Source organism: Streptomyces nojiriensis, from assembly GCF_017639205.1.
Taxonomy (GTDB): Bacteria; Actinomycetota; Actinomycetes; order Streptomycetales; family Streptomycetaceae; genus Streptomyces; species Streptomyces nojiriensis.
The window spans coordinates 3,046,214-3,072,623 of record NZ_CP071139.1 but is presented as its reverse complement, the minus strand read 5'-3'; the positions used below and the strand labels follow the sequence as shown (position 1 = coordinate 3,072,623).

General features: G+C 71.4%; 23 protein-coding genes. 13 read left to right on the top strand and 10 right to left on the bottom strand.

Features of this window, described 5'->3' with window-relative positions:
- Positions 1 to 24: 24 nt before the first annotated feature.
- A complete protein-coding gene (locus JYK04_RS14320) occupies positions 25 to 276 on the top strand; it encodes a hypothetical protein (RefSeq protein ID WP_030012991.1) in 252 nt (83 codons plus the stop codon).
- A gap of 140 nt (positions 277 to 416) precedes the next feature.
- Here the strand turns inward: JYK04_RS14320 and JYK04_RS14315 are convergent, their stop codons facing one another.
- Positions 417 to 1,508 (bottom strand): PP2C family protein-serine/threonine phosphatase, encoded by a 1,092-nt coding sequence (locus tag JYK04_RS14315; protein ID WP_189736398.1) that lies wholly within the window; start codon positions 1,506 to 1,508, stop codon positions 417 to 419.
- 89 nt (positions 1,509 to 1,597) lie between these two features.
- Between JYK04_RS14315 and JYK04_RS14310 the strand changes: the two genes are divergently transcribed.
- The 3 genes from JYK04_RS14310 to JYK04_RS14300 all read left to right on the top strand — a co-directional run bounded on the left by JYK04_RS14310 (position 1,598) and on the right by JYK04_RS14300 (position 4,854).
- Positions 1,598 to 2,356 (top strand): VIT1/CCC1 transporter family protein, encoded by a 759-nt coding sequence (locus tag JYK04_RS14310; RefSeq protein ID WP_373297409.1) that lies wholly within the window; start codon positions 1,598 to 1,600, stop codon positions 2,354 to 2,356.
- A 182-nt stretch (positions 2,357 to 2,538) separates the two neighbouring features.
- On the top strand, positions 2,539 to 3,426 hold the full coding sequence (locus tag JYK04_RS14305) for a TIGR01777 family oxidoreductase (RefSeq protein WP_189736394.1): 888 nt from the start codon (positions 2,539 to 2,541) through the stop codon (positions 3,424 to 3,426).
- A gap of 156 nt (positions 3,427 to 3,582) precedes the next feature.
- Positions 3,583 to 4,854, top strand: coding sequence for an NAD(P)/FAD-dependent oxidoreductase (locus tag JYK04_RS14300; RefSeq protein ID WP_189736392.1), 1,272 nt, complete (start codon positions 3,583 to 3,585; stop codon positions 4,852 to 4,854).
- A 106-nt stretch (positions 4,855 to 4,960) separates the two neighbouring features.
- On the opposite strand, the gene JYK04_RS14295 is transcribed toward JYK04_RS14300, so the two are convergent.
- A complete protein-coding gene (locus tag JYK04_RS14295; protein ID WP_189736390.1) occupies positions 4,961 to 6,400 on the bottom strand; it encodes an NsdA family TPR-like regulatory protein in 1,440 nt (479 codons plus the stop codon).
- A 173-nt stretch (positions 6,401 to 6,573) separates the two neighbouring features.
- Here JYK04_RS14295 and JYK04_RS14290 point away from each other — a divergent pair, with 173 nt between their 5' ends.
- The 5 genes from JYK04_RS14290 to JYK04_RS14270 all read left to right on the top strand — a co-directional run bounded on the left by JYK04_RS14290 (position 6,574) and on the right by JYK04_RS14270 (position 10,061).
- Positions 6,574 to 6,870 (top strand): hypothetical protein, encoded by a 297-nt coding sequence (locus JYK04_RS14290; RefSeq protein ID WP_189736388.1) that lies wholly within the window; start codon positions 6,574 to 6,576, stop codon positions 6,868 to 6,870.
- A 76-nt stretch (positions 6,871 to 6,946) separates the two neighbouring features.
- The gene (gene lipB / locus JYK04_RS14285; protein WP_189736386.1) at positions 6,947 to 7,747 is read left to right on the top strand and encodes a lipoyl(octanoyl) transferase LipB; all 801 of its coding nucleotides are present in this window, start codon (positions 6,947 to 6,949) and stop codon (positions 7,745 to 7,747) included.
- A gap of 109 nt (positions 7,748 to 7,856) precedes the next feature.
- Complete coding sequence (lipA, locus tag JYK04_RS14280; RefSeq protein ID WP_030010915.1) at positions 7,857 to 8,804, top strand: lipoyl synthase; 948 nt, start codon at positions 7,857 to 7,859, stop codon at positions 8,802 to 8,804.
- Between the two features lie 350 nt (positions 8,805 to 9,154).
- On the top strand, positions 9,155 to 9,352 hold the full coding sequence (locus tag JYK04_RS14275; RefSeq protein ID WP_030010916.1) for an SCO2195 family GlnR-regulated protein: 198 nt from the start codon (positions 9,155 to 9,157) through the stop codon (positions 9,350 to 9,352).
- Between the two features lie 10 nt (positions 9,353 to 9,362).
- The gene (locus JYK04_RS14270) at positions 9,363 to 10,061 is read left to right on the top strand and encodes a DUF4191 domain-containing protein (RefSeq protein WP_189736384.1); all 699 of its coding nucleotides are present in this window, start codon (positions 9,363 to 9,365) and stop codon (positions 10,059 to 10,061) included.
- A gap of 95 nt (positions 10,062 to 10,156) precedes the next feature.
- Here JYK04_RS14270 and JYK04_RS14265 read toward each other — a convergent pair whose 3' ends face one another.
- Positions 10,157 to 10,624 carry an RDD family protein gene (locus tag JYK04_RS14265; protein ID WP_189736382.1) on the bottom strand — a complete coding sequence of 156 codons (468 nt, stop codon included), beginning with the start codon at positions 10,622 to 10,624 and terminating at the stop codon, positions 10,157 to 10,159.
- A gap of 185 nt (positions 10,625 to 10,809) precedes the next feature.
- On the opposite strand from JYK04_RS14265, the gene glnA reads away from it, so the two are divergent.
- Both glnA and JYK04_RS14255 read left to right on the top strand, forming a co-directional pair.
- Positions 10,810 to 12,219 carry a type I glutamate--ammonia ligase gene (glnA, locus tag JYK04_RS14260; protein ID WP_189736380.1) on the top strand — a complete coding sequence of 470 codons (1,410 nt, stop codon included), beginning with the start codon at positions 10,810 to 10,812 and terminating at the stop codon, positions 12,217 to 12,219.
- A 141-nt stretch (positions 12,220 to 12,360) separates the two neighbouring features.
- The gene (locus tag JYK04_RS14255; RefSeq protein WP_189736378.1) at positions 12,361 to 12,912 is read left to right on the top strand and encodes a hypothetical protein; all 552 of its coding nucleotides are present in this window, start codon (positions 12,361 to 12,363) and stop codon (positions 12,910 to 12,912) included.
- A gap of 59 nt (positions 12,913 to 12,971) precedes the next feature.
- Here JYK04_RS14255 and JYK04_RS14250 read toward each other — a convergent pair whose 3' ends face one another.
- Positions 12,972 to 13,628, bottom strand: coding sequence for a TetR/AcrR family transcriptional regulator (locus JYK04_RS14250; RefSeq protein ID WP_229875162.1), 657 nt, complete (start codon positions 13,626 to 13,628; stop codon positions 12,972 to 12,974).
- 86 nt (positions 13,629 to 13,714) lie between these two features.
- On the opposite strand from JYK04_RS14250, the gene JYK04_RS14245 reads away from it, so the two are divergent.
- On the top strand, positions 13,715 to 14,512 hold the full coding sequence (locus JYK04_RS14245) for an SDR family NAD(P)-dependent oxidoreductase (RefSeq protein WP_189736374.1): 798 nt from the start codon (positions 13,715 to 13,717) through the stop codon (positions 14,510 to 14,512).
- Here the strand turns inward: JYK04_RS14245 and JYK04_RS14240 are convergent, their stop codons facing one another.
- From JYK04_RS14240 to JYK04_RS14215, 6 genes are all read right to left on the bottom strand, one after another.
- The gene (locus JYK04_RS14240; RefSeq protein ID WP_189736372.1) at positions 14,513 to 15,031 is read right to left on the bottom strand and encodes a DUF4240 domain-containing protein; all 519 of its coding nucleotides are present in this window, start codon (positions 15,029 to 15,031) and stop codon (positions 14,513 to 14,515) included.
- A gap of 178 nt (positions 15,032 to 15,209) precedes the next feature.
- The gene (gene aceE / locus JYK04_RS14235; RefSeq protein WP_189736370.1) at positions 15,210 to 17,894 is read right to left on the bottom strand and encodes a pyruvate dehydrogenase (acetyl-transferring), homodimeric type; all 2,685 of its coding nucleotides are present in this window, start codon (positions 17,892 to 17,894) and stop codon (positions 15,210 to 15,212) included.
- 220 nt (positions 17,895 to 18,114) lie between these two features.
- Positions 18,115 to 18,738, bottom strand: coding sequence for a GntR family transcriptional regulator (locus JYK04_RS14230; protein ID WP_189736630.1), 624 nt, complete (start codon positions 18,736 to 18,738; stop codon positions 18,115 to 18,117).
- 132 nt (positions 18,739 to 18,870) lie between these two features.
- Positions 18,871 to 20,646 carry a 2-oxoglutarate dehydrogenase, E2 component, dihydrolipoamide succinyltransferase gene (gene sucB / locus JYK04_RS14225; protein WP_189736368.1) on the bottom strand — a complete coding sequence of 592 codons (1,776 nt, stop codon included), beginning with the start codon at positions 20,644 to 20,646 and terminating at the stop codon, positions 18,871 to 18,873.
- A gap of 54 nt (positions 20,647 to 20,700) precedes the next feature.
- The gene (lpdA, locus tag JYK04_RS14220) at positions 20,701 to 22,089 is read right to left on the bottom strand and encodes a dihydrolipoyl dehydrogenase (protein ID WP_030731050.1); all 1,389 of its coding nucleotides are present in this window, start codon (positions 22,087 to 22,089) and stop codon (positions 20,701 to 20,703) included.
- A 342-nt stretch (positions 22,090 to 22,431) separates the two neighbouring features.
- A complete protein-coding gene (locus JYK04_RS14215) occupies positions 22,432 to 23,970 on the bottom strand; it encodes a leucyl aminopeptidase (RefSeq protein WP_189736366.1) in 1,539 nt (512 codons plus the stop codon).
- A 345-nt stretch (positions 23,971 to 24,315) separates the two neighbouring features.
- Here JYK04_RS14215 and JYK04_RS14210 point away from each other — a divergent pair, with 345 nt between their 5' ends.
- Entirely contained in the window at positions 24,316 to 26,343 is a 2,028-nt protein-coding gene (locus tag JYK04_RS14210) for a hypothetical protein (protein WP_189736364.1), read from the top strand.
- The last annotated feature ends 67 nt before the right edge of the window (positions 26,344 to 26,410 follow it).

Genomic DNA, 26,410 nt, shown 5'->3' with positions numbered 1-26,410 from the left:
CAACTACCGTTTGGGAGGCTGTAGATGGCCACTGCCACCACCGTCCAGCACGTCAAGAAGAAGCCGCTGCCGGCGGGGCTTCCCCGCGAGTGGTACGAGAGCCACAACCGCCGTCTGAAGGCGATGCGGCTGGCGATATCCCTGCTCGACTCGGGGACGTACGACGCCCGCCGTGCCACCAACCGGAAGATCCGGACGATGGCCGTCCGGACGGGGATCCACCGGCCGTCGAACGTCACCTGCAAGATGGTGCGCGCGTTCATCATGGAGTCGTAGGCGTCAGCCGTCGGGCGTCAGGCGTCAGGCGCCAGCCGTCGGGCAGCAGTTGCCGGCCGTGGTCGCCACGGCTCGTCACGCACCGCATGACAGGGGTTCCGGCCGGCCGAGCGTGGTCGGCCGGGACCGCCCGGCACGGTCTACGCCGCCGGGTCCCGTCCGTCCAGGGACAGCAGCAGCAGGGCCACGTCGTCGTTCGGGCCGCCCTTCGTGAAGGCCGCGAGGTCCCGCCACACCGCCCCGACCAGGCCCGCCGGGTCTCGTGCCAGTACGGGTACCCGGGCGGCCAGCGGGTAGAAGTGCCCCGTCGCGTCGCGGGCCTCCGTCACGCCGTCGGTGTGCAGGAGCAGCTGGTCCCCGGGGCGCACCGCCAGCTCCGTCGCCACCGGCGGGGTCGGACCGGCGAGACCCAGCCCCAGTGGCGGCCCCGGCTCGACGATCACCTCCTCCACCGCCGATCCGCGGACCCGCAGGGCCGACGGATGGCCGCACGACACGATCCGTACGACATCCAGGCCGGGCGGGAACTCCAGCAGCACGGCGGTGGCGAACAGCTCCGGATGCTCGACCGACGCGGCGGCCGCGTCCGCCACCAGCCGCCGGTCCAGCCGGGCCGCGACCGCGCCGAGTCCGGCGTCGTCGATCACGGCCTCGCGGAAGGCCCCGAGCAGCGCCGCCACGGTGCCGACCGCCGCCAGCCCGTGCCCCTGCACGTCCCCGACCAGCGCCCGCACCCCGTAGGGCCCGGCCCGTACGTCGTACAGGTCGCCGCCGACCAGCGTGCCGTGCTGCGCCGCCCGGTAGAGGCCCGAGCAGCGCACCGGACCGACCCGCTCCGGCACCGGCGGGAGGACCGCGAGCTGGGCCGCCTCCGCCACCGTCCGTACGCTGACCAGCTGCGCGTCCCGGCGCTGGCGGACCCAGGCGATCACCACGCTGAGCACGCCGACGGCGGCCACCGTGGCGAGGTCCGTGCTCCGGGCGTTGGCGACACCGAGCGAGTGGACCCCCAGGAGCAGGAGGACGATGCCGGCGAAGGCCGCGGTCCCGGCCGCCCCGTACGCGAAGGCGGCCACGGGGGGCAGACCGGCCAGGAAGAACCCGAGCTCCGCACCCGGGGTGACCGCCTGGGCGAGGACCAGTACGACCAGGGCCGCCGCGGGCGCGATCCGGGCCCAGCGCGGCGGCGGCTCGCCGCGCAGCCAGCCCGCTTCCTGACGTCGGCGTCTCACCCCTCCACCCTGGTACGGGGGCCGGGCCCGCGCACCCCGGACCGGTCCGCCGGGTGGCCTCGTACGCCCCGGGCCGCGACAGTGGGGGCGTGACGGCAAGCGAAGGCGCGGGGAAACGGCCGAGCAGGGCGCACATCGAGGCGCACGGGGAGGGCGGCGACGGCTCGCAGAGCGGGGAGATCAGCACGCGGCTCAACTGGCTGCGCGCGGGGGTGCTCGGCGCCAACGACGGGATCATCTCCACCGCCGGCCTGGTGGTCGGCATGGCGGGGGCCACCACCTCGCGCGCGGCGATCCTGGCGGCGGGCGTCGCCGGGCTGCTGGCGGGCTCGCTGTCGATGGCGGCGGGGGAGTACGTCTCGGTCAGCTCCCAGCGGGACTCCGAGCGGGCGGCGCTGGACCTGGAACGCCGGGAGCTGGCCGAGGAGCCGGAGGCGGAGCTCGACGAACTCACCGACCTCCTCGCCGAGCGGGGGCTCAGCCGGGACGTGGCGCGGGAGGCCGCCGAGCAGCTGACGGAGCGGGACGCGCTGCGGGCCCATGCCCGGGTGGAGCTCGGGATCAACCCCGACGAGCTCGCCAACCCGTGGCACGCGGCCTTCGCCAGTCTCGTCGCCTTCACGGTGGGGGCGCTGCTGCCGCTGCTGGCGATCATCCTGCCGGGGCCGTCGCAGCGGGTGCCGGTGACGGTGGTGGCGGTGCTGGCGGCGCTGACGCTGTGCGGGGTGATCAGTGCGCGGCTGGGCGGGGCGCCGGTACCGAGGGCGGTCGCCCGCAACGTCCTGGGCGGCGCCCTGGCGATGGCGGTCACCTACGCGGTGGGCACCTGGCTGGGCACGACCACCTGAACCGGGCTCCGCCCGGCCCCGGGGCTCCGCCCCGGACCTCGCGCCTCAAACGCCGGCGGGGCTGGTTCTTCAGTCCCGCCAGGGGGCACCTCCCAGCGGTAGCTGGGGGAGTTTGAGGCGCGGGCGCGGAGCGCCGTGTCGTGACGTCAGCGCACAGCGCAGCGACCCGGCAGGATGGGGGCATGCGGATTGCTGTCACCGGTGCGACCGGGCTCATCGGAAGTGCACTCGTGCGGTCCCTGCGGGCGGACGGGCACGAGGTGGTGCGGTTCGTGCGGCGGGAGCCCGTCGGGGCGGACGAGGCGCGGTGGGATCCGGCGGGCGGATACGTGGACCCGGCCGGGCTGGCCGGCTGCGGGGCCGTCGTGCACCTGGCCGGGGCCGGGGTCGGGGACCACCGGTGGACGGCCGCGTACAAGAGGGAGATCCGCGACAGCCGGGTGCTCGGCACCGCCGCGCTGGCGCACGCCCTGGCCGCCCTCGACGAGCCGCCCGCCGTCCTGGTCAGCGGTTCGGCCGTCGGCTACTACGGGGACACCGGTGACCGGGCCGTCGACGAGGCCGCCCCGGCCGGGCAGGGGTTCCTGCCCTCGGTCTGCGTGGAGTGGGAGGCGGCGGCCGCCCCCGCCCGGGAGGCCGGGATCCGGACCGCGTTCGCCCGTACCGGACTGGTCGTGGCCCGCGAGGGCGGGGCCTGGGGGCGGATGTTCCCGATCTTCCGCGCCGGCATCGGCGGCCGGCTCGGCAACGGCCGCCAGTACTGGTCGTACATCTCCCTCCGGGACGAGATCGCGGCCCTGCGGCACATCATCGACACCCCGGTCCTGTCCGGCCCGGTCAACCTGACCGCCCCGGAGCCGCTGACCAACCGCCAGGTCACCGAGGCCATGGGCCGGGTGCTGCGCCGGCCCGCGCTGCTGCCGGTACCGGCCGTGGCCCTGCGCGTCGTGCTGGGGGAGTTCTCCGAGGACGTGCTGGGCAGTCAGCGGGCCCGGCCCGCGCGGCTGCTGGAGTCCGGCTTCGTCTTCCGCGACCCCGGCATCGAGCAGGCGATCCGCGCGGCGCTCTGAGATCCGCGTGCGACCACCGTGCGACCGTTCGTGACCCATATGCGACCGCTGTGCGACCGAAGTTGACCGCAATACCCCGCCGAACTCGGGTTCCCCTTTAACCCGTTGGGGGAAGGAGGATCCCCACACAGCCGCGCCGACCTCGGGGAGGGGCACGTGCTCAGCAGCGCACACCATGCCGCACACCATGCGGACGTCGTCATCGTAGGAGCCGGAGTCTCAGGACTCGCGGCAGCGCAGCACCTGATCGCAGCCGGAGTCACCGTCACCGTCCTGGAAGCCGCGGACGACCTCGGCGGGCGGATGGCCACCGAGTCCGCCGACGGGTTCCGGCTGGACCGGATCGGGCAACTGCTCAACACCTCGTACACGGAGCTCGAACGCACCCCCGGCCTGCGGGCCCTGAACCTGCGCCCCTTCACACCGGGCGTCCTCGTCCACACCGACGGGAAACAGCTGCGGGTCGGGGTCCTCACCCCGGCCCGGGCCCTGGCCAGCGGCTCCCTCGACCAGGCCCGGATCAGCGCCGCCCTCGGCCGGCTCGCCACCCTGCCCGAGGAGAAGCTGCTCGCCCGTCCCGAACGCACCGCGCACGCCGCGCTGCGCTCCCGCGGGCTGCCGACGCGCACCCTGAACGGAGCGCTCCGCCCCCTGCTCGCCACCCTGCTGCGCGACCCGGAGCTCACCACCTCCAGCCGGGTCGCCGACCTCGCCCTGCGCACCTTCGCCCGCGGCCGCCTCGCCGTGCCCGAGGGCGGCGCGGCGGCCCTGCCCGAACTGCTCGCCGCCGCCCTGCCGCCCGGCACCGTACGGACCGGGGTCCGGGTCCGGTCGGTGGCGACCAACCTGGTCACCACCGAGGAGCACGGCGACTTCCGCTGCCGTTCCGTCCTCCTGGCCACCGGGGCCCGCGCCGCCGCCGAGCTCCTGCCCGGGCTGCGCGTGCCCGCCTTCCACGAGGTCACCGTCCTGCACCACGCCACCACCGCACCCCTGTCCCGGGACGGCTCGCTGCTCCTGGACGGCGACCCCCAGTGGCCCGTCTCCCACACGGCGGTGATGAGCGCGGTCGACCCGACCCGGGCTCCGGCCGGCCGGAGCCTGGTCACCACCACCGTGCTCGGCCCGCCGCCGCCCGTGCGCACGGTCGCCTCACGGCTGGCCCGGCTCTACGACACCCCCACCCGCGAGTGGGAACTGCTGGCCGTCCACCACACCCCGGAGGCGGTCCCCGCGATGCCGCCGCCGCACGACATGCGGCGGCCCGTACGCGTGCTGGCCGGGCTCTACGTGTGCGGCGACCACCGCGACACCAACACCGTCCAGGGGGCCCTGCACTCGGCCCGCCGCGCCGCCGGCGCCGTCCTGCGGGACTTCGGCATCCGGCTCCCGGTCGTACCGGAGCCCGCACTTCCGGTGGCGGCCTGAGAACCACAGCCGACACGGGGGCCCGGTCCCGTCACAGGACCGGGCCCCTGCCGCATGTCCAGGGATGCTCCAGGGCACGGCAGGACGCTCCGGGGCGCGGGGCGCTTCAGGACAGGGCGGCCACCCGGTCCCGGTAGGTCCGCACGGCCGAGGCGTCCCGGTACGGCTCCAGCCGCCGCTCGAAGTCCCGTACGTACTCCACCGCCCGCACCGACCGCATCTCCATCGCCTGCTGCGCCGCCTCCGCTCCCAGCGCGCACGCCTGGTCCAGCTCGCCCAGTCCCAGCCGGGCCGTGGCCAGCACCACCCGGCAGAACAGCCGCGAGCGCGCGTACGCCGGCCCCCGCAGCTGCAGGGACCGCTCCGCGTGCTGCGCCGAGGCCCGGTACTGCTGGAGGTCCCGGTGGCAGTGTCCGAACTCGTCCGCCAGCTGCGCCTCGTCGTAGAACCGGGCCCAGTGCGGAACGTCGTCCCCCGGCCGGGCGGCGCCCAGCGCGCGCTCGGCCCGTACCAGGGAGGCGGTCGCCGCCCGGACCTCGCCGAGCACCGCGTGCCCGCGGGCCTCCGCCGAGTGGAGCAGCGCCTGCACCACGGGCGGCGGGCCGGAGCCGACGCCCTGCTGGGCCACCCGGGCCAGCTGCACGGCCTCGCGGCCGTGGCCGAGGTAGACCGCCTGCCGGCTCATGGTGACCAGCACGTACGAGCCGTACGGGCGGTCCGCGGCCGCCTGCGCGAGCCGCAGCGCCTGCACGAAGTACCGCTGGGCGAGCCCGTGCGCGGCGATGTCGTAGGAGGTCCAGCCCGCGAGCCGGGTCAGATCGGCGGCGGCCGAGAACAGCCGCCGCCCGGTGGTCTCCCCGTACGTCCCGCGGAGCATCGGTTCGGCCTCGTGCTCCAGGTAGCGCACCAGGGCCTGCCGGGCGTGCCCGCCGCCGTAGGACTGGTCCAGGGTCCGGAACAGCTCGCTCACCGATCTCAGCGCGGCGATGTCCCCGCTCGTCACGCGCTGCCCGGGGCCGCGGTCGATCTGCCGCTGCCGGGGCACCGAGGCCCGTCCCTGCAGCGGGACGCGGGCCGCGGAGGGTTCCGCGCCGCGGCCGACCCGCTCGTCGGCCCGGCCGATCAGCCAGTCCCGGCTGGGCACGACCAGCCCGGCCGGGGTGAAGGCGATCTTCCGGAGCTCGGCGTGCGAACCGGAGTCCTTGCGCCACAGCCCGCTCGCGATGTCCACGGCCTCCTCCGGGGTGGCCGCGAACTCCAGCCCGGCGTACACGGGCGCGCAGGCGTCCAGACCCAGGTCCTGGGCGGAGAGCCGGCGTCCGAGGCGGCGCGTGAAGACCTCGGCGATCAGTGCCGGGGTGGTCCCGCGGGGCTGCTGCCCGCGCAGCCATCGGGTCACGGAGGTCTTGTCGTACCGCAGATCGAGACCGTGCTCCAGGCCGAGCTGGTCGACGCGGCGGGCGAGACCGGCATTGGAGAACCCGGCTTCCGCGATCAGCGCCGCGAGCTGCCGGTTGGGGACGCGCTGGGCAGGTCGTTCCGTCATCGGCTCCACGGTTTCCTGACGTGACGGACCGGGGTCCCGGCCCTGTGAACGGCGTGAATGTAGCGGCGAACTTCGCCGATGCCGCCCTCTCTGCCCCACATTCATCCGATCGTGTGCAGAATGCGTAGGGCCCTTTACGGACCGGCCCCCTCCGCCCGCGTACGCTGCGGCCCATGACCCCTCGGCCCCACAGGGCGCACCTCCCCGAGGAGCGAACCGAATCCACCGCCCCGCTGTCCCCGCCCGAACTGACCGAGGCGGAGTGCCGGCGCTGCGGCACCTACATCGCCGGGCTCGACGGGCGGTACGCGTGCGGGGTGTGCGGCTGGGTCAACGACCACTCGGAGGGCCACCGGAGGCTGCCGCGCGCGGACGAGGACCCGGACCGGCCGCCCAAGGGCCGGCGCCGGCCGAAGCAGCTGCCGGGACCCCCGCCGGAGCCCCTGCAAGAGCCCGCGCCGGGGCCCTGAAGGGGCTCGCACGGGCCGCCGTACCCTTGCTCAGTGAGGTACGTGCACACAGCAGGTTCAACGAGGAGGCGCTGCGGTGGCTGAGCTTGGGTTTGTCCATCTGGGCTTCGGACCGGAATCCGTCGAGTACACCCGGGCCTGGGAAGAACAGCGCAGGGTGCACGCGGCCCGCTTCGCGGACGAGATCGAGGACACCTGCCTGCTGCTGGAGCACCTGCCGGTCTACACGGCGGGGCGGCGCACCGATCCCAGTGAGCGCCCGCTCGACGGCACCCCCGTCGTCGACGTGGACCGCGGCGGCAAGATCACCTGGCACGGCCCGGGGCAGCTGGTCGGCTACCCGATCATGAAGCTTCCCCGCCCGGTGGACGTCGTCGCGCACGTCCGCCGCCTCGAGGAGGCCCTGATCCGCACCGCCGCCGAGTTCGGCGTGGAGACCACCCGGGTCGAGGGCCGCTCCGGCGTCTGGGTCCTGGGCGACCCCGTCGAGGAGCGCCCCACGCTCGGCGGCCTCTCCCTCGACCTCGACCCCCGGCTGCACGACGAGGAGTTCGACGCGCGGCTGAACGGCCCCGAGTACGCCCCGTCCAACGCCGGCCAGCGCCGCGAGGACCGCAAGCTCGCCGCGATCGGCATCCGGGTCGCCAAGGGCGTCACGATGCACGGCTTCGCGCTCAACGTGAACCCGGACAGCACCTGGTTCGACCGGATCATCCCCTGCGGGATCCGCGACGCCGGTGTGACCTCGCTCTCGTACGAACTGGGCCGGGACATCACCATCGCCGAGGTCCTTCCGGTGGCCGAACGGCACCTGAAGGACGTACTGGAGCACGCGGAGCTGAGGCCCCGCGAGATAGAGCCGGCGGTGGGCTCCTAGCCCCCGGGAATGCGGTCGGCCGCTCGCAGGTTGGCCGACGTAAGAGCGTACGAAATTACGGGCGTACCCTGGTGGGCGCCCGAACAATCGAAGTCACAGGGAGCCGGTCGTGTCCGCAGTCGCACCCGACGGACGCAAGATGCTGCGCCTGGAGGTCCGTAACGCCCAGACCCCCATCGAGCGCAAGCCCGAGTGGATCAAGACCCGGGCGAAGATGGGTCCCGAGTACACCAAGATGCAGGCCCTGGTGAAGGGCGAAGGACTGCACACGGTGTGCCAGGAAGCCGGCTGTCCGAACATCTACGAATGCTGGGAGGACCGCGAGGCCACCTTCCTCATCGGTGGTGACCAGTGCACCCGGCGCTGTGACTTCTGCCAGATCGACACGGGCAAGCCCGAGGCGCTGGACCGTGACGAGCCGCGGCGCGTCGGCGAGTCCGTGGTCACGATGGACCTGAACTACGCCACCATCACGGGCGTCGCGCGCGACGACCTGGCCGACGGCGGTGCCTGGCTGTACGCGGAGACCGTGCGCCAGATCCACCAGCAGACGGCGGGCCGCGAGTCCGGCCACACCAAGGTCGAGCTGCTGGCCCCGGACTTCAACGCGGTCCCGGAGCTGCTGGAGGAGGTCTTCGCCTCCCGGCCCGAGGTCTTCGCGCACAACGTCGAGACGGTGCCGCGGATCTTCAAGCGGATCCGCCCCGGCTTCCGCTACGAGCGCTCGCTCGACGTGATCACCAAGGCCCGCGCGTACGGCCTGGTCACCAAGTCGAACCTGATCCTCGGCATGGGCGAGGAGCGCGAGGAGGTCTCGCAGGCCCTGAAGGACCTGCACGAGGCCGGCTGCGAGCTCATCACCATCACCCAGTACCTGCGGCCCTCGCCGCGGCACCACCCCGTCGAGCGCTGGGTGAAGCCGGCCGAGTTCGTGGAGCTGGCGAAGGAGGCCGAGGAGATCGGCTACTCCGGCGTGATGTCCGGCCCGCTGGTCCGGTCGTCCTACCGCGCGGGCCGTCTGTACCAGCAGGCGATGGAGAAGCGCAGCCGAGTCTGAGCGCAGGTTGAGGGTCCGCCCGAGGTACGAGGGCGGGCACTCGGCCGGAGCGGTGACGAGGCGGAGCTCGACCGTGGGTACCGAGAAGCGCAGCCGAGTCTGACCGCTCGTGCGGCGACCGTGTGAAGTCGCGCACAAAGCGTTACTAGTGGGTAACTCCGCATCGACGCGGCCCCTAGGCTCTTTCCCGAGGGAAGAAGCCCGGGGGCCGCGTCGGCGTTTGCAACGTGTCAATCACATTTGACCGACCGGTCACGCCCTGGTAACACCAGTCAGTGACGCTTGGTCCACGCACCGTAGACACCCGCCCACCTCGCGAAGACGTGAGCATCGTGAAAGGGATCGACATCATGCAGGCCGCGCCCGTACGCGCCATCGCCATCCCGACGCTCTCCGACGCCTTCAGAGGCATCGAATCCCTCCTCATGAGCGGGGCCCGCCGCAACGCCTGGACGGCGGTCCTGGAGGACCGCAAGAGGGCCAAGGACCGGGTCGAAACCGAACATGTACTTGAGGCCGCGGCTACCCGAACCCCGCAGGCCACGTAAACTTCGCTTTATGGCGAGGAAGTCAAACGCAGAGACTGCTGCGAACCCCGGGCGACTGAAGCAGATCGCCCTGACGTACAAGATGACGCGCAAGGCGGACCCGAAGGTCGGTCTGGTCGTCGCGGGCGTGGGCATCGTCACCTTCGGTGTCTTTCTCGCGATCGGCTTCCTGTTCGACCACCCGGTCTACCTGGGCATCCTGGGACTCCTGGTGGCGTTCCTCGCGATGGCGATCGTCTTCGGACGTCGGGCCGAGCGGGCTGCCTTCGGGCAGATGGAAGGCCAGCCGGGCGCGGCCGCTGCCGTGCTGGACAACGTGGGACGGGGCTGGACGACCACCCCTGCCATCGCGATGACCCGGCAGCAGGACATCGTCCACCGGGCCGTGGGCAAGGCCGGCGTCGTGCTGATCGCCGAGGGCAACCCGAACCGGGTGAAGCCGCTGCTCGCGAACGAGAAGAAGAAGATGGCCCGGATCATGCCGGACGTGCCGGTGCACGACTTCATCGTGGGCACGGGCGAGGGCGAGGTGCCGCTCAAGAAGGTGCGCACCACCCTGCTCAAGCTGCCGCGCGTGCTGGCCGGCCCGCAAATCACCGAGGTCAACGACAAGCTGCGCGCCATGGGTGATCTCATGAGCAACATGCCGCTGCCGAAGGGCCCCATGCCGAAGGGCATGAAGATGCCCCGCGGCGGAAAGATGCGCTGACCCGGTCACCTGATTTTCGTATACGACACAGGGGTGCCCCCCGAGCCCACGGGCCGGGGGGCACCCCTGTGTCGTCGTACGTGTTCGCTGCGGTCCTAGATGCGGACCTGGACGGCGCGGGCCAGCCGGTCGTGCAGGCCGCGGCCGTCGCGGTCCCAGATCAGCGCCGGGATGACCAGGGCCAGCAGCAGCGTGCGCAGGACCACCCGGACGGGGCCGAGACGGCCGCCGGACTCCGAAATCACCCGGAGGCCCAGGATCCGCTTGCCGGGGGTGAAGCCCACGGTGCCGACCGTCAGGATGGTGAGGGTCACGAACAGTGCGAGGGTCCAGTTGCCCGCCGCGGCCAGGTTGCCGCCGGTGATCAGCCCGTAGGCAATCAGCTGGCAGCCGATCCAGTCGATCGCGACGGCGCCGAGCCGGCGCCCGAAGCGAGCCACCGAGCCGGGCCCCTGCTGGGGCAGGCCGAGCCGCTGACCCGGATAGCCGAAGTCGACGCCCATCTCCTCGGCGGCCGCGCGGGGGCCGGAGAGCCAGGATCCGATTGCCTGTCTGTTGTCCACCCGAACACGGTACCCGTGGCGCCGCACGGCCCTCCGGCCGGACCCTGGTTAACTTGTGCGAAACAAATGGGTCATGCTTGGGAAATCCCGTCTGCTTATGGTCGGGTCAGCGTGCGGCACCGCACTGACGCGCCACGAGCTATAAAGCCCGTCCCTGCCCCGGGGCCGGGAGTAGGAGGAGTTGGATGTTCAAGAACGCCGACGAAGTGAAGCAGTACATCGAGGAGAACGACGTCAAGTTCGTCGACGTCCGCTTCTGTGACCTGCCTGGTGTGATGCAGCACTTCACCATCCCGGCGCGAGCGTTCGACCCGGCGGAGGAGCTCGCCTTCGACGGATCCTCGATCCGCGGCTTCCAGGCGATCCACGAGTCCGACATGGCGCTGCGTGCCGACATCACCACCGCGCGTCTGGACCCGTTCCGCAAGGACAAGACGCTCAACATCAACTTCTTCATCCACGACCCGATCACGGGTGAGGCCTACAGCCGCGACCCGCGCAACATCGCGAAGAAGGCCGAGGCGTACCTCGCCTCCACCGGCATCGCCGACACCGCGTTCTTCGGCCCCGAGGCCGAGTTCTACGTGTTCGACAGCGTGCGCTTCGCGACCTCCGCGAACGAGGGCTTCTACCACATCGACTCCGAGGCCGGCGCCTGGAACACGGGCTCCGAGGAGAACAACCGTGGTTACAAGGTCCGCTACAAGGGTGGTTACTTCCCCGTAGCCCCGGTCGACCACTTCGCCGACCTGCGCGCCGAGATCTCCCTCGAGCTGGACGCCCAGGGCCTCCAGGTCGAGCGTCAGCACCACGAGGTCGGCACCGGTGGCCAGGCCGAGATCAACTACAAGTTCAACACGCTGCTCGCCGCGGCCGACGACCTGATGCTCTTCAAGTACATCGTGAAGAACGTCGCCTGGCGCAACGGCAAGACCGCGACCTTCATGCCGAAGCCGATCTTCGGTGACAACGGCTCGGGCATGCACGTGCACCAGTCGCTGTGGGCGAACGGCGACCCGCTGTTCTACGACGAGGCCGGCTACGCGGGCCTGTCGGACACCGCGCGCTACTACATCGGCGGCATCCTCAAGCACGCCCCGTCGCTGCTGGCGTTCACCAACCCGACGGTGAACTCCTACCACCGCCTGGTGCCGGGCTTCGAGGCGCCGGTCAACATGGTGTACTCGCAGCGCAACCGCTCCGCCGCCATGCGCATCCCGATCACGGGCTCGAACCCGAAGGCCAAGCGCGTCGAGTTCCGCGCGCCGGACCCGTCCTCGAACCCGTACCTCGCCTTCTCGGCGCTGCTCCTCGCGGGCCTCGACGGCATCAAGAACAAGATCGAGCCGATGGAGCCGATCGACAAGGACCTCTACGAGCTCTCGCCCGACGAGCACGCGAGCGTCCCGCAGGTCCCGACCAGCCTCGAGGACGTCCTCAAGGCCCTGGAGGAGGACCACGAGTACCTCCTGGCCGGCGGTGTCTTCACCCCCGACCTGATCGAGACCTGGATCGACTACAAGCGCACGCACGAGATCGCCCCGATCGCGCTGCGTCCGCACCCGCACGAGTTCGAGCTCTACTTCGACATCTAGAAATGCCTGATGGGAGGCCCCTCGCCACGCTCCACGGAGCGCGGCGGGGGGCCTTTCCGCTTTGACAGGGCCGCACGGGCGAGTGAGGGTGGAAATGACCTAAAAGCCCAATAAGCGAGATACGTGCGGAGGTGCATGAGAATGCGCCGTAAGATCGTTGCGGCAGCCATGGCGGGCGCCGCGGGAATCGCGATAGGTCTGCTGCCCGTCGCCAGCGCGTCGGCCTCGGTCGTCGCCGGAAATGGTGGCGGCGGCGGGAACGGCGGCTACGACTGCTGGCGCTACCCCTCGAACCGCTCCGACGCCCGGTGGGACGCCTGCTGCAACCACGACTGGCGCAACCGCCCCAGCTGGTGCTGGGACCAGGGCGGCGTCGGCGGATACAACGACAACTGGCGCGACGACCACAGCTGGCGCGACTCGAACTGGTCGAACTGGAACGACTCCGGCCGCGGTGGCAACGGCGACTGGGGCCACCACGACGACTGGGGCAACGGCCGTGGCGGCGACGGCGGACGTGGCGGCGACGGCGGCGGCAACTGGGGTGACGGCGGCGGTCGCGGTGGCGACGGCGGCGGCAACTGGGGAGGCGGGGGCGGTGACGGCGGTCGCGGAGGCGACGGCGGAGGCGGCAACTGGGGTGGCAGCGGCGGAGGGGGCGGCGGTGGCGGTGGTGGCGGCTGGGGTGGCTGAACCCCGCCTGGCAACCCAGGGCCACCGGACCGACCCGGTGCGATGCCCCTGCTCCTCCCCTAGCGGAGGAGCAGGGGCATCGCCCCTGTCAGGTCGCGCAGACAGCGGACCGCGAGTTCCGCCGGGGATCCGGAGCCCGAGACCGGGTCCTGCGTCGTCGACCACAGCTCCAGCGAGACGCGGATCGCGTCCGTGGCCGCCGCCGCGAGCAGGCGCACCTCCAGCGGATCCGCCTCCGGGCCCACCAGCCGGGAGATCGCCGGGACCAGGTGCTCCTCGGAGTCCTGGTTCACCCGGTACCAGACCGCGCGCAGGGCCTGGTCGTCCGCCGCCGCGCGCAGCAGGCCGCGGGTCACCTCCAGGCCCTCCTCGACCGCCTGCTGTCCGCTCAGGGACCGGGTGACCGCGCGTTCCAGCGCCTCGCCCAGCGGTGTGCCGGGGTCCTCCTCGGCGAGCAGGGCGCGCCAGGCGTCACCACCGCCCGCCAGCAGCGGGGCCACCGCCTCCTGCTTGTTGCGGAAGTAGCGGTAGAAGGTGCGCAGGGCCACCCCCGCCCGGTGGGCGATGTCCTCGGCGGTGGTGCCGTCGGGGCCGTGTTCGGCGAACAGTTCGCAGGCCGCGCGGGCGATGTCGAGCTGGGTGGCGGCCTTGCGGCGCTCGGTCAGCGACTGGGCTCCGGGGCCGGCCTGGGGAGAGTACGGACGAGGGGATCTCACGGGTGAAGGGTACCCCTCGCCGTGCTCGGCGATTACATTCTTTGTCGTCATGGCAAAACGTGCCACTGCTTCGGTACGCTCGCGCCATGAACCGTTACGAAGGACGTCGTGTCCTCATCACCGGCGGTGGCTCCGGCATCGGCCAGGCCACCGTCCACCGCATCCTCGCCGAGGGCGGCCGGGTCCACGCCGTGGACGTCAACGAGGCCGGCCTGAAGGCCACCGCCGACCGCGCCGCCGCAGGGGGGCACCTCCCAGCGGTAGCTGGGGGAGGCCACGCGGCCCGGCTCACCACCGCGCTCCTCGACATATCCGACGAGAACGCCGTCAAGGAGGGCGTGGCCGCCGCGGCCGACGTCCTCGGCGGGATCGACGTACTCGTCAACGCCGCGGGCATCCTGCGCTCCGCGCACACCCACCGGACCACCCTCGACCTCTGGAACCAGGTCATCGGGGTCAACCTGACCGGCACCTTCCTGATGATCCGCGAGTCCCTCCCCGCGCTGCTCGCGGGCGACCGGCCGGTCGTCGTGAACTTCAGCTCCACCTCGGCGTCCTTCGCCCACCCCTACATGTCCGCCTACGCGGCCAGCAAGGGCGGCATCCAGTCCATGACGCACGCCCTGGCGGCCGAGTACAGCAAGCAGGGCCTGCGCTTCGTCAGCGTCGCACCCGGCTCCATCGAGAGCGGCATGACCACCGGCACCGGCCCCGGCCTGCCGGAGGACACCGACTGGTCCCTCTTCACCAAGCTGGCCCCGGCCCTCGGCCAGGGCTTCGCCGGCCCGCAGACCGTCGCCGGCGTCGTCGCCATGCTGGGCTCCGAGGACGGTGCGTTCATCACCGGTACGGAGATCCGCATCGACGGCGGTACGCACTACTGATCAGCTGCGGAACCGGTCCCACAGCCGGGGGAAGCGCTCCGCGAGCACGGCTTCGTTCTCGAAGTCCAGCGGGGCGCCCTCCGGCTCGGCCGCCTGCAGCGGGATGCCCAGATCCGGCGCCACCGCCCCGGTCAGCTGCTCGTACGCCTCGTCGGCCGCGTACCCCAGCTCCTCGCCGTCCCCGTCGATCTCCTCGTCGAAATCGCCCAGGAGCTCCGCCAGCTGGTCGGGATCGTGCACCCCGCCCTCGAACACCTCCCGCCCCTGGCCGATCAGCCAGCAGCGGAAGTAGTCGAAGGCGTCGTCGCTCGCCCCGTCGAGGAGCACCCAGGCCGCGCCCCACAGGTCCCAGGTGTACGCCCGGTTGTACCGGGACTCGAAGTGGCGGGCGAAGTCCAGGACGGAGTCCGGGTCGAGCAGCGCGAGCCGCTCCACGAGCAGCTCGGCGTGTTCCTCGGGGTCGCCGTCGGCGGCCTCGCGGGTACGGTCGACGATCTCCCAGAACTCCGTCTCGTCCATCACCGCTCCAGCATCACGGGTCCGCCCCCCGACCGCCACCGCGCATACGGCCAAAGGCCGGTGCCCGCCCGGCGCCGCGCGAGGTTCCGGCCGCCGGAAACGCCGTGAGGCGGCCCACCCCGGCAGGGGCGGGCCGCCTCACGGACGGGCACGGACGGGCACGGACGGGACCGGCGGCTCAGAGGCCGTAGCGCTCCCGGGCCTCCTTGACGGCGGACGCCGGTACCTCGCCGCGGCGGGCGAGCTGGGCCAGCGCGGCCACCACGATCGACTGGGCGTCGACACCGAAGTGGCGGCGGGCGCCCTCACGGGTGTCGGACAGGCCGAAGCCGTCCGTACCGAGCGAGGTGTAGTCCTGCTCCACCCACTGGCTGATCTGGTCCGGGACCTGACGCATCCAGTCGGAGACCGCGAGGACGGGGCCGGCGGCACCCTCCAGCGCGCGGGTGACGTACGGGGTGCGCACCTCGCCGCGCAGCAGCGCCTCGTCGCACTCCAGCGCGTCGCGCCGCAGCTCGCCCCAGGAGGTGGCGGACCAGACGTCGGCGGCCACGTTCCACTCGGCGGCCAGCAGCTTCTGCGCCTCCAGGATCCAGTGGATCGCCGTACCCGAGGCCATCAGCTGGACCTTGGGGGCGTCGGCGGCCGGGGCCGCCTCCGCCAGGTCCGCCGCCGTGTTGAAGCGGTAGAGGCCCTTGAGGATGCCTTCCTCCACGCCCTCCGGCATGGCGGGCTGCACCTTCGGCTCGTTGTAGACCGTCAGGTAGTAGAAGACGTCTTCCGGCGTCTCGCCGTACATCCGGCGCAGACCGTCCTTGACGATCACCGCGATCTCGTACGCGAAGGCCGGGTCGTAGTTGAGCGACGCCGGGTTCGTGGACGCGATCAGGTGCGAGTGGCCGTCCGCGTGCTGGAGGCCCTCACCGGTCAGGGTGGTGCGGCCGGCGGTGGCGCCGACGATGAAGCCCTTGCCGAGCTGGTCGGCGAGCTGCCACATCTGGTCGGCGGTGCGCTGCCAGCCGAACATCGAGTAGAAGATGTAGAACGGGATCATCGGCTCGCCGTGCGTCGCGTACGACGTGCAGGCGGCGATGAAGTCGGCCATGGCGCCGGCCTCGGTGATCCCCTCGTTGAGGATCTGGCCGTCCTTGGCTTCCTTGTAGTACATGAGCTGGTCGCGGTCGACCGGCTCGTACGTCTGGCCCAGCGGCGAGTAGATGCCGGCCGACGGGAAGAGGGACTCCATACCGAAGGTACGGGCCTCGTCGGGGACGATCGGCACCCAGCGCTTGCCGGTCTCCTTGTCCCGCATCAGGTCCTTGACGAGCCGGACGAAGGCCATGGTGGTGGCCATCTCCTGCTTGCCGGAGCCCTTGAGCAGCGGGGCGAAGGAACGGTCCGCGGGGGCGGGCAGGGCCACGTGCTTGACCTTGCGGGCCGGGGCGGGGCCGCCGAGCGCCGCGCGGCGCTCGTTCAGGTACCGGACCTCGGGGCTGTTCGCGCCCGGGTGGCCGTAAGGGACCTGGCCGTCGGCGAAGGCGCTGTCCGGGATCGGGAGGCCGAGCTTGTCGCGCATGCTCTTGAACTCGTCGATCGTCAGCTTCTTCATCTGGTGGTTCGCGTTCTTCGACTCGAACCCGGCGCCCAGCGTGTAGCCCTTGACGGTCTGCGCGAGGATGACCGTCGGCGCACCCTTGTGCTCCAGGGCGGCCTTGTACGCGGCGTAGACCTTGCGGGGCTCGTGGCCGCCGCGGGAGCTGTGGAAGCACTCGGCGATCTTCGCGTCGGAGAGCAGGCCGCCGAGGGCGACGAGCTCGGCGTTGGCGCCGAAGAAGTGCTGGCGGATGTAGGCCACGTCGCGGGTCGCGTACGTCTGGAACTGCGCGTCCGGTACCTCGCGCAGGCGGCGTACGAGGGCGCCCGTGGTGTCGAGCTGGAACAGCTCGTCCCAGGCGGAGCCCCACAGCGACTTGATGACGTTCCAGCCGGCGCCGCGGAACTGGGCCTCCAGCTCCTGGACCACGCGGAAGTTGGCGCGGACCGGACCGTCGAGGCGCTGCAGGTTGCAGTTGATGACGAAGGTCAGGTTGTCGAGCTGCTCGCGGGAGGCGAGGGCCAGGGCGGCGGTCGACTCGGGCTCGTCCATCTCGCCGTCGCCCAGGAAGGCCCAGACGTGCGAGTTGGCGGTGTCCTTGATGCTCCGGTTCTGCAGGTAGCGGTTGAAGCGCGCCTGGTAGATCGCGGAGAGGGGGCCGAGGCCCATGGACACCGTCGGGAACTCCCACAGCCACGGCAGGCGCCGCGGGTGCGGGTAGGACGGCAGGCCGTTGCCGCCGGACTCCTGGCGGAAGTTGTCGAGCTGCTGCTCGGAGATGCGCCCGTCGAGGAAGGCGCGGGCGTAGATGCCGGGGGAGGCGTGGCCCTGGATGTAGAGCTGGTCGCCCGATCCGTCGGCCTCCTTCCCGCGGAAGAAGTGCTGGAAGCCGGTCTCGTAGAGCCACGCGGCCGAGGCGAAGGTGGCGATGTGGCCGCCGACGCCGTACTTGGAGCCGCGGGTCACCATGGCGGCCGCGTTCCAGCGGTTCCATGCGGTGATCTTGGCTTCCATCTCCTCGTCACCGGGGAACTCGGGCTCCGCGGCGGTCGGGATGGTGTTGACGTAGTCCGTCTCCAGCAGCTTCGGCAGGGCGAGGCCGGCGGCCTCGGCGTGCTGGAGCGTGCGGCGGAGCAGGTATTCGGCGCGGCGCGTACCGGCGGCCTGTGCGACGGCGTCGAGGGAGGCCGCCCATTCGGCGGTCTCCTCGGTGTCGCGGTCCGGGAGCTGGTCGAGCTCGCTCGGAAGCTTTCCTACGGGGTCGGACATTGCTGTGCGCCGCCTTCCGGACAAAGGAGAGGTGGTGAAAAAATCCCTGACGGGCAGGACAGGGTCGGTGGACCTGGTTGAGGCCCGCGACGACTGTAAATCGCTGATCGATGATCGATCAAATGAAAGTGACGAAGAAACGTCCGTTCGACGAAAAGTCGGCACCGCGTGCCAGGAAATAGGGCACGCGGTGCCGGTCAAACCGGTGCAATCCGGGCACTCAGGCGCGCGGGGCGCACCCCAGGACATGCCGCTTCACGAGCACTCCGATGTCCGGATCCCGCGTGCGGAAGGCCTCCACGAGGGCCTCGTGCTCCTCGGCGTAGGACTTCTGGACGGTCCCCAGCCAGCGGATGGACAGGGCCGTGAACACCTCGATGCCCAGGCTCTCCCAGGTGTGCAGCAGCACGCTGTTCCCGGCCGCCCGCACCATCTCCCGGTGGAACCCGACGGTGTGGCGCACCTGCGCGGTCCCGTCCTCGGTCCGGTCGGCCTCCCACAGCGCCGCCACGTGTGGCTCCAGCGCCGAGCAGTCGCTCGCCAGGCGCGGCGCGGCCAGCTCGGCCGCGATCTGCTCCAGACCGGCCCGGACCGGGTAGATCTCCTCCAGGTCGGCCGCGGAGAGGTTCCGTACGCGCACGCCCTTGTTCGGCGCCGACTCGATCAGCCGCAACGTCTCCAGCTCGCGCAGGGCCTCCCGTACGGGGGTCTGGCTGACCTCCAGCTCCACGGCGATCCGGCGCTCGACGATCCGCTCGCCGGGCTTCCAGCGCCCGCTGACGATCCCCTCCACGATGTGCTCGCGGATCTGCTCGCGCAGCGAGTGCACGACGGGTGGGGTGATCATCGGGGCTTCATCTCCTGGTGTGTGCAGGGGTTGTGCGGGGCCTGATGCGTAGACAATACGGCGGCGCCCCCGCCCGGGAGTATCCCGGACGGGGGCGCCGACAGTGAGGCTGGTTACAAGCCGTTCGGCTCAGAGACCGAGCTCGACCTCGAACTCGCCGGCCTCGAGGATCGCCTTGACGGCCGAGAGGTACCGGGCCGCGTCCGCGCCGTCCACCAGGCGGTGGTCGTAGGACAGGGTCAGGTACGTCATGTCGCGGGCGCCGATGACGGTGCCCTCGGCGGTCTCCAGGACCACCGGACGCTTGACGGTGGCACCGATGCCCAGGATGGCGACCTGGTTCGGCGGCACGATGACGGTGTCGAACAGCGCACCGCGCGAGCCGGTGTTGCTGATGGTGAAGGTCGCGCCCGACAGCTCGTCCGGCGTGATCTTGTTGCCGCGGACCTTGGCGGCCAGGTCGGCGGTCGCCTTGGAGATGCCCGCCAGGTTGAGGTCACCGGCACCCTTGATGACCGGGGTCATCAGGCCCTTCTCGGAGTCGACGGCGATGCCGATGTTCTCCGAGTCGAAGTAGGTGATGGTGCCCTCGTCCTCGTTGATCCGGGCGTTGACGACCGCGTGGGCCTTCAGCGCCTGGGCAGCGGCCTTGACGAAGAACGGCATCGGCGAGAGCTTGACGCCCTCACGGGCCAGGAACGCGCCCTTGGCCTTCTCGCGCAGCTTCATGATCTTGGTGATGTCCACCTCGACCACGGAGCTGAGCTGAGCCTGCGAGTGCAGGGCCTTCATCATGTTGTCGCCGATGACCTTGCGCATGCGGGTCATCTTGACCGTCTGACCGCGCAGCTCGGAGACCGCGGCGGCCGGAGCCTTGGCGGCCGGAGCGGCAGCGGCCGGCGCGGGAGCGGCGGCAGCGGCCTTGGCGGCCTCGGCGGCGGCCAGGACGTCCTGCTTGCGGATACGGCCACCGACACCGGTGCCCGAGACCGTGGACAGGTTGACGCCGGACTCCGAGGCGAGCTTGCGCACCAGCGGGGTCACGTACGCGCCCTCGTCACCGGCGGACGCCGGAGCGGCTGCCGGAGCGGCCGGAGCCGGGACGACGGGGGCGACCGGGGCCGGAGCGGCCACCGGGGCGGCGGCCTGGACCGGAGCCGGAGCGGCGACCGGAGCGGCCGGGGCGACCGGAGCCGGAGCGGCGACCGGGGCAGCCGGGGCGACCGGGGCCGGCGCGGCCACGGGGGCCGGGGCGGCGGCCGGAGCCGGGGCGGCCGGAGCGGCACCGGCGACGCCGATGACGGCCAGGCGGGCGCCGACCTCGGCGGTCTCGTCCTCGCCGACCAGGATCTCCAGCAGCGTGCCGGAGACCGGCGCGGGGATCTCGGTGTCGACCTTGTCCGTGGAGACCTCGAGCAGCGGCTCGTCGGCCTCGACCGACTCGCCGACGGCCTTCAGCCAACGGGTGACGGTGCCCTCGGTGACGGACTCGCCCAGCGCGGGGAGCACGACATCGGTGCCGGCGGCGGCCGGAGCGGCCTCCGCGGCGGGGGCCTCGGCGACCGGGGCCGGAGCCGCGGGGGCTTCGGCGACCGGGGCCGGAGCCGCGGGGGCCTCGGCGGCAGGGGCCGGCTCGGCGGCGGGAGCCGCGGCGGCGGGAGCGCCGGAGCCGTCGTCGATGACGGCCAGCTCGGCGCCGACCTCGACGGTCTCGTCCTCGGCGACCTTGATGGAGGCCAGGATGCCCGACACGGGGGAGGGGATCTCGGTGTCGACCTTGTCGGTCGAGACCTCGAGCAGCGGCTCGTCGGCCTCGACGCGCTCGCCCTCGGCCTTCAGCCAGCGGGTGACAGTGCCCTCGGTGACGCTCTCACCGAGCGCCGGAAGGGTTACGGAAACCGACATGGTTTCAGTTGCTCCTAACGAATGTGCGGAAGTGGTCGTCGCGCCCGTGACGAATTAGTCGTGGGAGTGAAGCGGCTTGCCGGCGAGGGCCAGGTGGGCCTCGCCCATCGCTTCGTTCTGGGTCGGGTGCGCGTGGATGAGCTGCGCGACCTCGGCCGGCAGAGCTTCCCAGTTGTAGATCAGCTGGGCCTCGCCGACCTGCTCGCCCATCCGGTCACCGACCATGTGGACGCCGACCACGGCACCGTCCTTGACCTGGACGAGCTTGATCTCGCCCGCGGTCTTGAGGATCTTGCTCTTGCCGTTGCCCGCCAGGTTGTACTTCAGGGCCACGACCTTGTCCGCGCCGTAGATCTCCTTGGCCTTGGCCTCGGTGATGCCGACGGAAGCGACCTCGGGGTGGCAGTAGGTGACGCGCGGGACACCGTCGTAGTCGATCGGGACGGCCTTGAGGCCGGCCAGACGCTCTGCGACCAGGATGCCCTCGGCGAAGCCGACGTGCGCGAGCTGGAGGGTGGGGACGAGGTCACCGACGGCCGAGATGGTCGGCACGTTGGTCTGCATGTACTCGTCGACCAGGACGTAGCCGCGGTCCATCGCGACGCCCTGCTCCTCGTAGCCCAGACCCTGCGAGACGGGGCCGCGACCCACCGCGACCAGCAGCACCTCGGCCTCGAAGGTCTTGCCGTCGACCAGCGTCACGCGGACGCCGTTCTCCGTGTACTCGGCCTTGTCGAAGAAGGTGCCCAGGTTGAACTTGATGCCGCGCTTGCGGAACGCGCGCTCCAGCAGCTTCGAGCTGTTCTCGTCCTCGACCGGCACGAGGTGCTTGAGGCCCTCGATGACGGTGATGTCGGAACCGAAGGACTTCCACGCCGAGGCGAACTCGACGCCGATGACGCCGCCGCCCAGGACGATCGCCGACTCGGGGACGCGGTCCAGGACCAGCGCGTGGTCCGAGGAGATGATGCGGTTGCCGTCGATGTTCAGGCCCGGCAGCGACTTCGGCACGGAGCCGGTCGCCAGCAGGATGTGGCGGCCCTGGATGCGCCGGCCGTTCACGTCGACGGAAGTCGGGGAGGAGAGGCGGCCCTCTCCCTCGATGTAGGTCACCTTGCGGGAGGCGACCAGGCCCTGCAGACCCTTGTACAGGCCCGAGATGACCTCGTCCTTGTACTTGTGGACACCCGCGATGTCGATTCCCTCGAAGGAGGTCTTGACACCGAACTGGGCGGCTTCACGGGCCTGGTCCGCGATCTCGCCCGCGTGCAGCAGAGCCTTCGTGGGGATGCAGCCGTTGTGCAGGCAGGTGCCGCCGAGCTTGTTCTTCTCGATCAGGGCAACGTCCAGACCCAGCTGGGATGCGCGCAGCGCCGCGGCGTAACCGCCACTGCCACCGCCGAGGATCACTAGGTCGAAAACGGTGCTGGCGTCGTTCGCCACGTCACGTCCTCCATGCATGTGCGCCGGGCACCGGTCCTCTGTGACCGGGCGGCGGCTGGTATACGGCCGCTTGTTTCTTCGGCCCTGTGGTGGGGGCCCTGTCCTGCCGAGAACCCATCTTCGCATTTGTCGGGGGAACGCGGGACGCCGGGCCCACGATGTGATCGGGCGATCTGCCCGGACCGGGGGTTACCACTGCGTAGGTACCTACGGAGATACCTACCGATTCCTTGAGGTTTCGCCGTGAGACGGACGCGGATGGTACCGGGAACGGGCGCGGACGGACGCACCCCGGGCCCTTGAGCGGGCCCGGGGTGCGTCACGTCACATCGCGCGTGGTATTCAGCCCAGGTCGCCCGTGGCCGTGCGCTCGGCCAGACGCACCAGGGTGCGGACGGCGGAGCCGGTGCCGCCCTTGGGGGTGTAGCCGTGCGGCGCGCCCTCGTGGAAGGCCGGGCCGGCGATGTCGAGGTGGGCCCAGGTGATGCCCTCGCCGACGAACTCCTGCAGGAAGAGGCCGGCCACCAGGCCGCCGCCCATGCGGACACCCATGTTCGCGATGTCGGCGGTGGGGGAGTCCATGGTCTTGCGCAGCTCGGCGGGGAGCGGCATCGGCCAGGAGGACTCGCCGACCTCCTCGGCGATCTCGTGGATCGACGTGCGGAAGGCGTCGTCGTTGGCCATGATCCCGAAGGTGCGGTCGCCGAGGGCGAGCACCATGGCGCCGGTCAGGGTGGCGACGTCGACGATCGCGTCCGGGTTGTCCTCGGAGGCCTTGGTCAGCGCGTCACCGAGGACCAGGCGGCCCTCGGCGTCCGTGTTGAGGACCTCGACGGTCTTGCCGCTGTACATGCGCAGCACGTCACCGGGCTTGGTGGCGGAGCCGGACGGCATGTTCTCGGCGAGCGCCAGCCAGCCGGTGACGTTGACCTTCAGGCCCAGCTTCGCGGCCGCGACGACGGAGGCGAACACGGCGGCGGCGCCGGCCATGTCGCACTTCATCGTCTCGTTGTGGCCGGCCGGCTTCAGGGAGATGCCGCCCGAGTCGTAGGTGATGCCCTTGCCGACGAAGGCCAGGGTCTTCTCCGCCTTCGGGTGCGTGTAGGTGAGCTTCACCAGGCGCGGCGGGTTCTCGGAGCCCTTGCCGACGCCCATGATGCCGCCGAAGCCGCCCTTGATCAGGGCCTTCTCGTCCAGCACCTGGACCTTGACGCCGTTCTCCTTCGCGGCCGCGGAGGCGACCGCGGCGAAGGCCTCGGGGGTCAGGTCGTTCGGCGGGGTGTTCACGAGGTCGCGGGCGACGTTGACCTCGGCCGCGACGACCGCGGCGCGCTCGACGGCGGCCTTGTGCTCCTTGTCGCGGGGCTTGGCGCCCAGCAGCGCCACCTCGGCGAGCGGCTGCTTCGGGGCCGCGCCCTTGGCGTCCTTGCGGACCTTGTTCTCGCCGCCCTGGTAGGCGGTGAACGCGTACGCGCCCAGCAGGGCGCCCTCGGCGACGGCGGTGACGGCCGAGGCGTCCTCCAGGGGGAGGGCGAAGGCGGCCTTCTTGTTGCCGTGCAGCGCGCGGGCGGCGGCGCCGGCGGCGCGGCGCAGCACCTCCTCGTCGAACGACTCGTCCTTCTCGGGGACGGAGCCGAGCCCCACCGCCAGCACGACCGGGACCTTGAGGCCCGCCGGGGCCGGCAGCTTGGTGATCTCGCCTTCGGCGCCCGAGGCGCCCAGCGCGTCGAGGACGCCGGCGAGCTTACCGTCGTACGCCTTGTCCACGGCCTCGGCGCCCGCGGCGACGATCGGTCCCTTGGGGCCCTTCGCCACGCCGACCACGAGGGCGTCGGCGCGGAGCGTCGCCGCGCCGGCAGTGCTGAGAGTCAGAGCAGTCACGGTGGTGAAGTCTCGCTTCCGTTTGTGTGTGTGGGCCGAGTGGGTGGACGGCCATCCGTAGCGATCGTATTCGGGCCCGACGGCCGCCAGAAATGAGCCTACGCGTAGGCGCTCGTCCGTACGTCACTCGAAGGTTTGGCAAGTTGTTCGATCAAGAGGCCATCAGGTTCACCCATCTGTGGACTCTGCTCCAGGTTTGCCCCGTAGACCTGACGAGGTCCGAAAGACTCGGTCCACTCTCGCAAGGGGACGCGGGGTTCCTTTGCATGATTTCCACAGAGCCTCCCAGGCCCGGCTGTCCGCCAAGGGCCGGTCGAGGGACGCCTGCGGGGGGAAAGGCCGAATATGGTCAACAAGAATCGGATGAACAGGGTCGCCGCGATGATGGCGGCAGCAGCCCTGGTGTCCGTGGCAGTACCCGCCTCGACCGCTCAGGCGGCCGTGGCGCCGCGCATCGACCTGAAGGTGCTGGTCGTCGACGACGGCGGCAGCTCGGTCGAGGCGATCACCGCGGAACTCCGCGACACGGGGGTGCCCTACACCCGCGTCCAGCTGGGCAGCAGCGGCCGCCCGGTCATCAACGCGGGCTTCCTCAGCGACACGGTGGACGGCCGTCCGCGCGCCAAGTACCAGGGTGTCGTCCTGCCCAACGAGAACCCGTTCGGCGAGGGCTCGGCCGAGATGGCCGCCCTCACCGCCTACGAGACGACGTACGGCATCCGCCAGGTTGACGCCTACACCTGGGCCCACCCCGGCGTCGGGCTGGAATACACCGACAACGGCGGCTACAGCGGCCAGCTCGACGGCACCCGGGCCGCCGTCACCACCGCCGGAAAGGCCGGCCCCTTCGCCTACCTCGGCGGCCAGATCGCCTTCGAGGACAACTCGGCCCTGGTCCCCGAGAGCTTCGGCTTCATGGGCAAGCCGCGCCCCGGCTACACCAGCTACGTCGACGCGCCCGTCGGCTCCGGCCGGGCCTCGCTCGTCGGCGAATACACGCACGACGGCCGCAGCGAACTGGTCGTCACCTTCGGCTACAACCAGTACCAGCAGCAGTTCCGGCTGCTCGCCCGCGGCATCGTCGACTGGCTGACCCGGGGGGTGCACCTCGGCCAGAGCCGCAACTACTTCGCGGTCCACGTCGACGACGTCTTCGCCCCCGACGCCCGCTGGAACAAGGACCTGAACTGCACGCCGGGCGACTACGCCTGCGCGGGCGGCGAGGGCAAGGAGAGCACCATCCGGATGAGTGCCGCCGACGCCGTGTACGCGGCGCAGTGGCAGACGTCGAAGAACTTCAAGCTCGACATGCTCTTCAACGGCGGCGCCGGGGAGGAGTGGAAGGCCGAGAACGGCGGCGTCGACGCGATGACCGCCCAGCTCGTCGCCGACCGCGCCAAGTACCGTTGGATGAACCACACCTACACCCACCCGTTCCTCGGCTGCGTCCAGAACACCGCCGTCACCCCGTGGACCTGCACGAAGAACGCCGCCGGCGCGATCCAGTACATGAGCCGCGCAGAGATCTCCGCCCAGATCCGCGACAACAACAACTGGGCCGCCACCAAGGGCATCACCACCGACCGGACCGAACTGGTCACCGGTGAGCACTCCGGCCTCAAGACCGCACCGCAGCAGCCCGTGGACAACCCCAACCTGGCCGGCGCCCTCGCCGACAACGGGGTCAAGTGGGCGGGCAGCGACAACTCCCGCGAACCGGCGCAGCGAGCGGTCGGCGCGGCCCTCACCGTCCCCCGGCACCCGATGAACGTGTACTACAACACGGGCACCAACGCCGAGATGGCCGACGAGTACAACTGGATCTACACCAGCCGCGCCCACGGCGGAAGCGGCGTCTGCGAGGACAACCCGGCGACCTCCACCTGCCTGCCGGCCCCGCTGAACGTCAACACCGGCTACCTCGACGCCATCGTCCCGGCCGAGGCCCGCACCGCCCTGCGCCACGTCCTGGCCAACGACCCGCGGCCGCACTACGTCCACCAGTCCAACCTCGCCGAGGACCGGACCCTCTACCCGGTGCTCAACCAGGTCCTGGACACCTACCGCGCCCTCTACGCCCCCAGCGCGCCGATCGTCAACCAGAGCATGAAGGACACCGGCGTCGAGTTCCAGCGCCGCGCCGTCTGGGACAAGGCCCTCGCGGACGGCAAGGTCACCGCCTACCGCATCGGCAACGACGTCACCATCCAGGCGCCCTCCGGGGTCGTCGCCCCGGTGACCGCCCCCACCGGCACCAAGAAGCAGCTGCTGCTCGGCACCGCCGACTTCGGCACCGCCTACGCCGGTACCCGCTCCGCCTGGGCCGGTCCGGAGACGCTCCAGAGCGCCGTCACGCTCAAGCTGCCCAGCTGACCGCCGAGCAAGCCACCACGAGTACCACCTAGCGCCGGCGCTCCGCGAAACCACGGGCGCCGGCCCC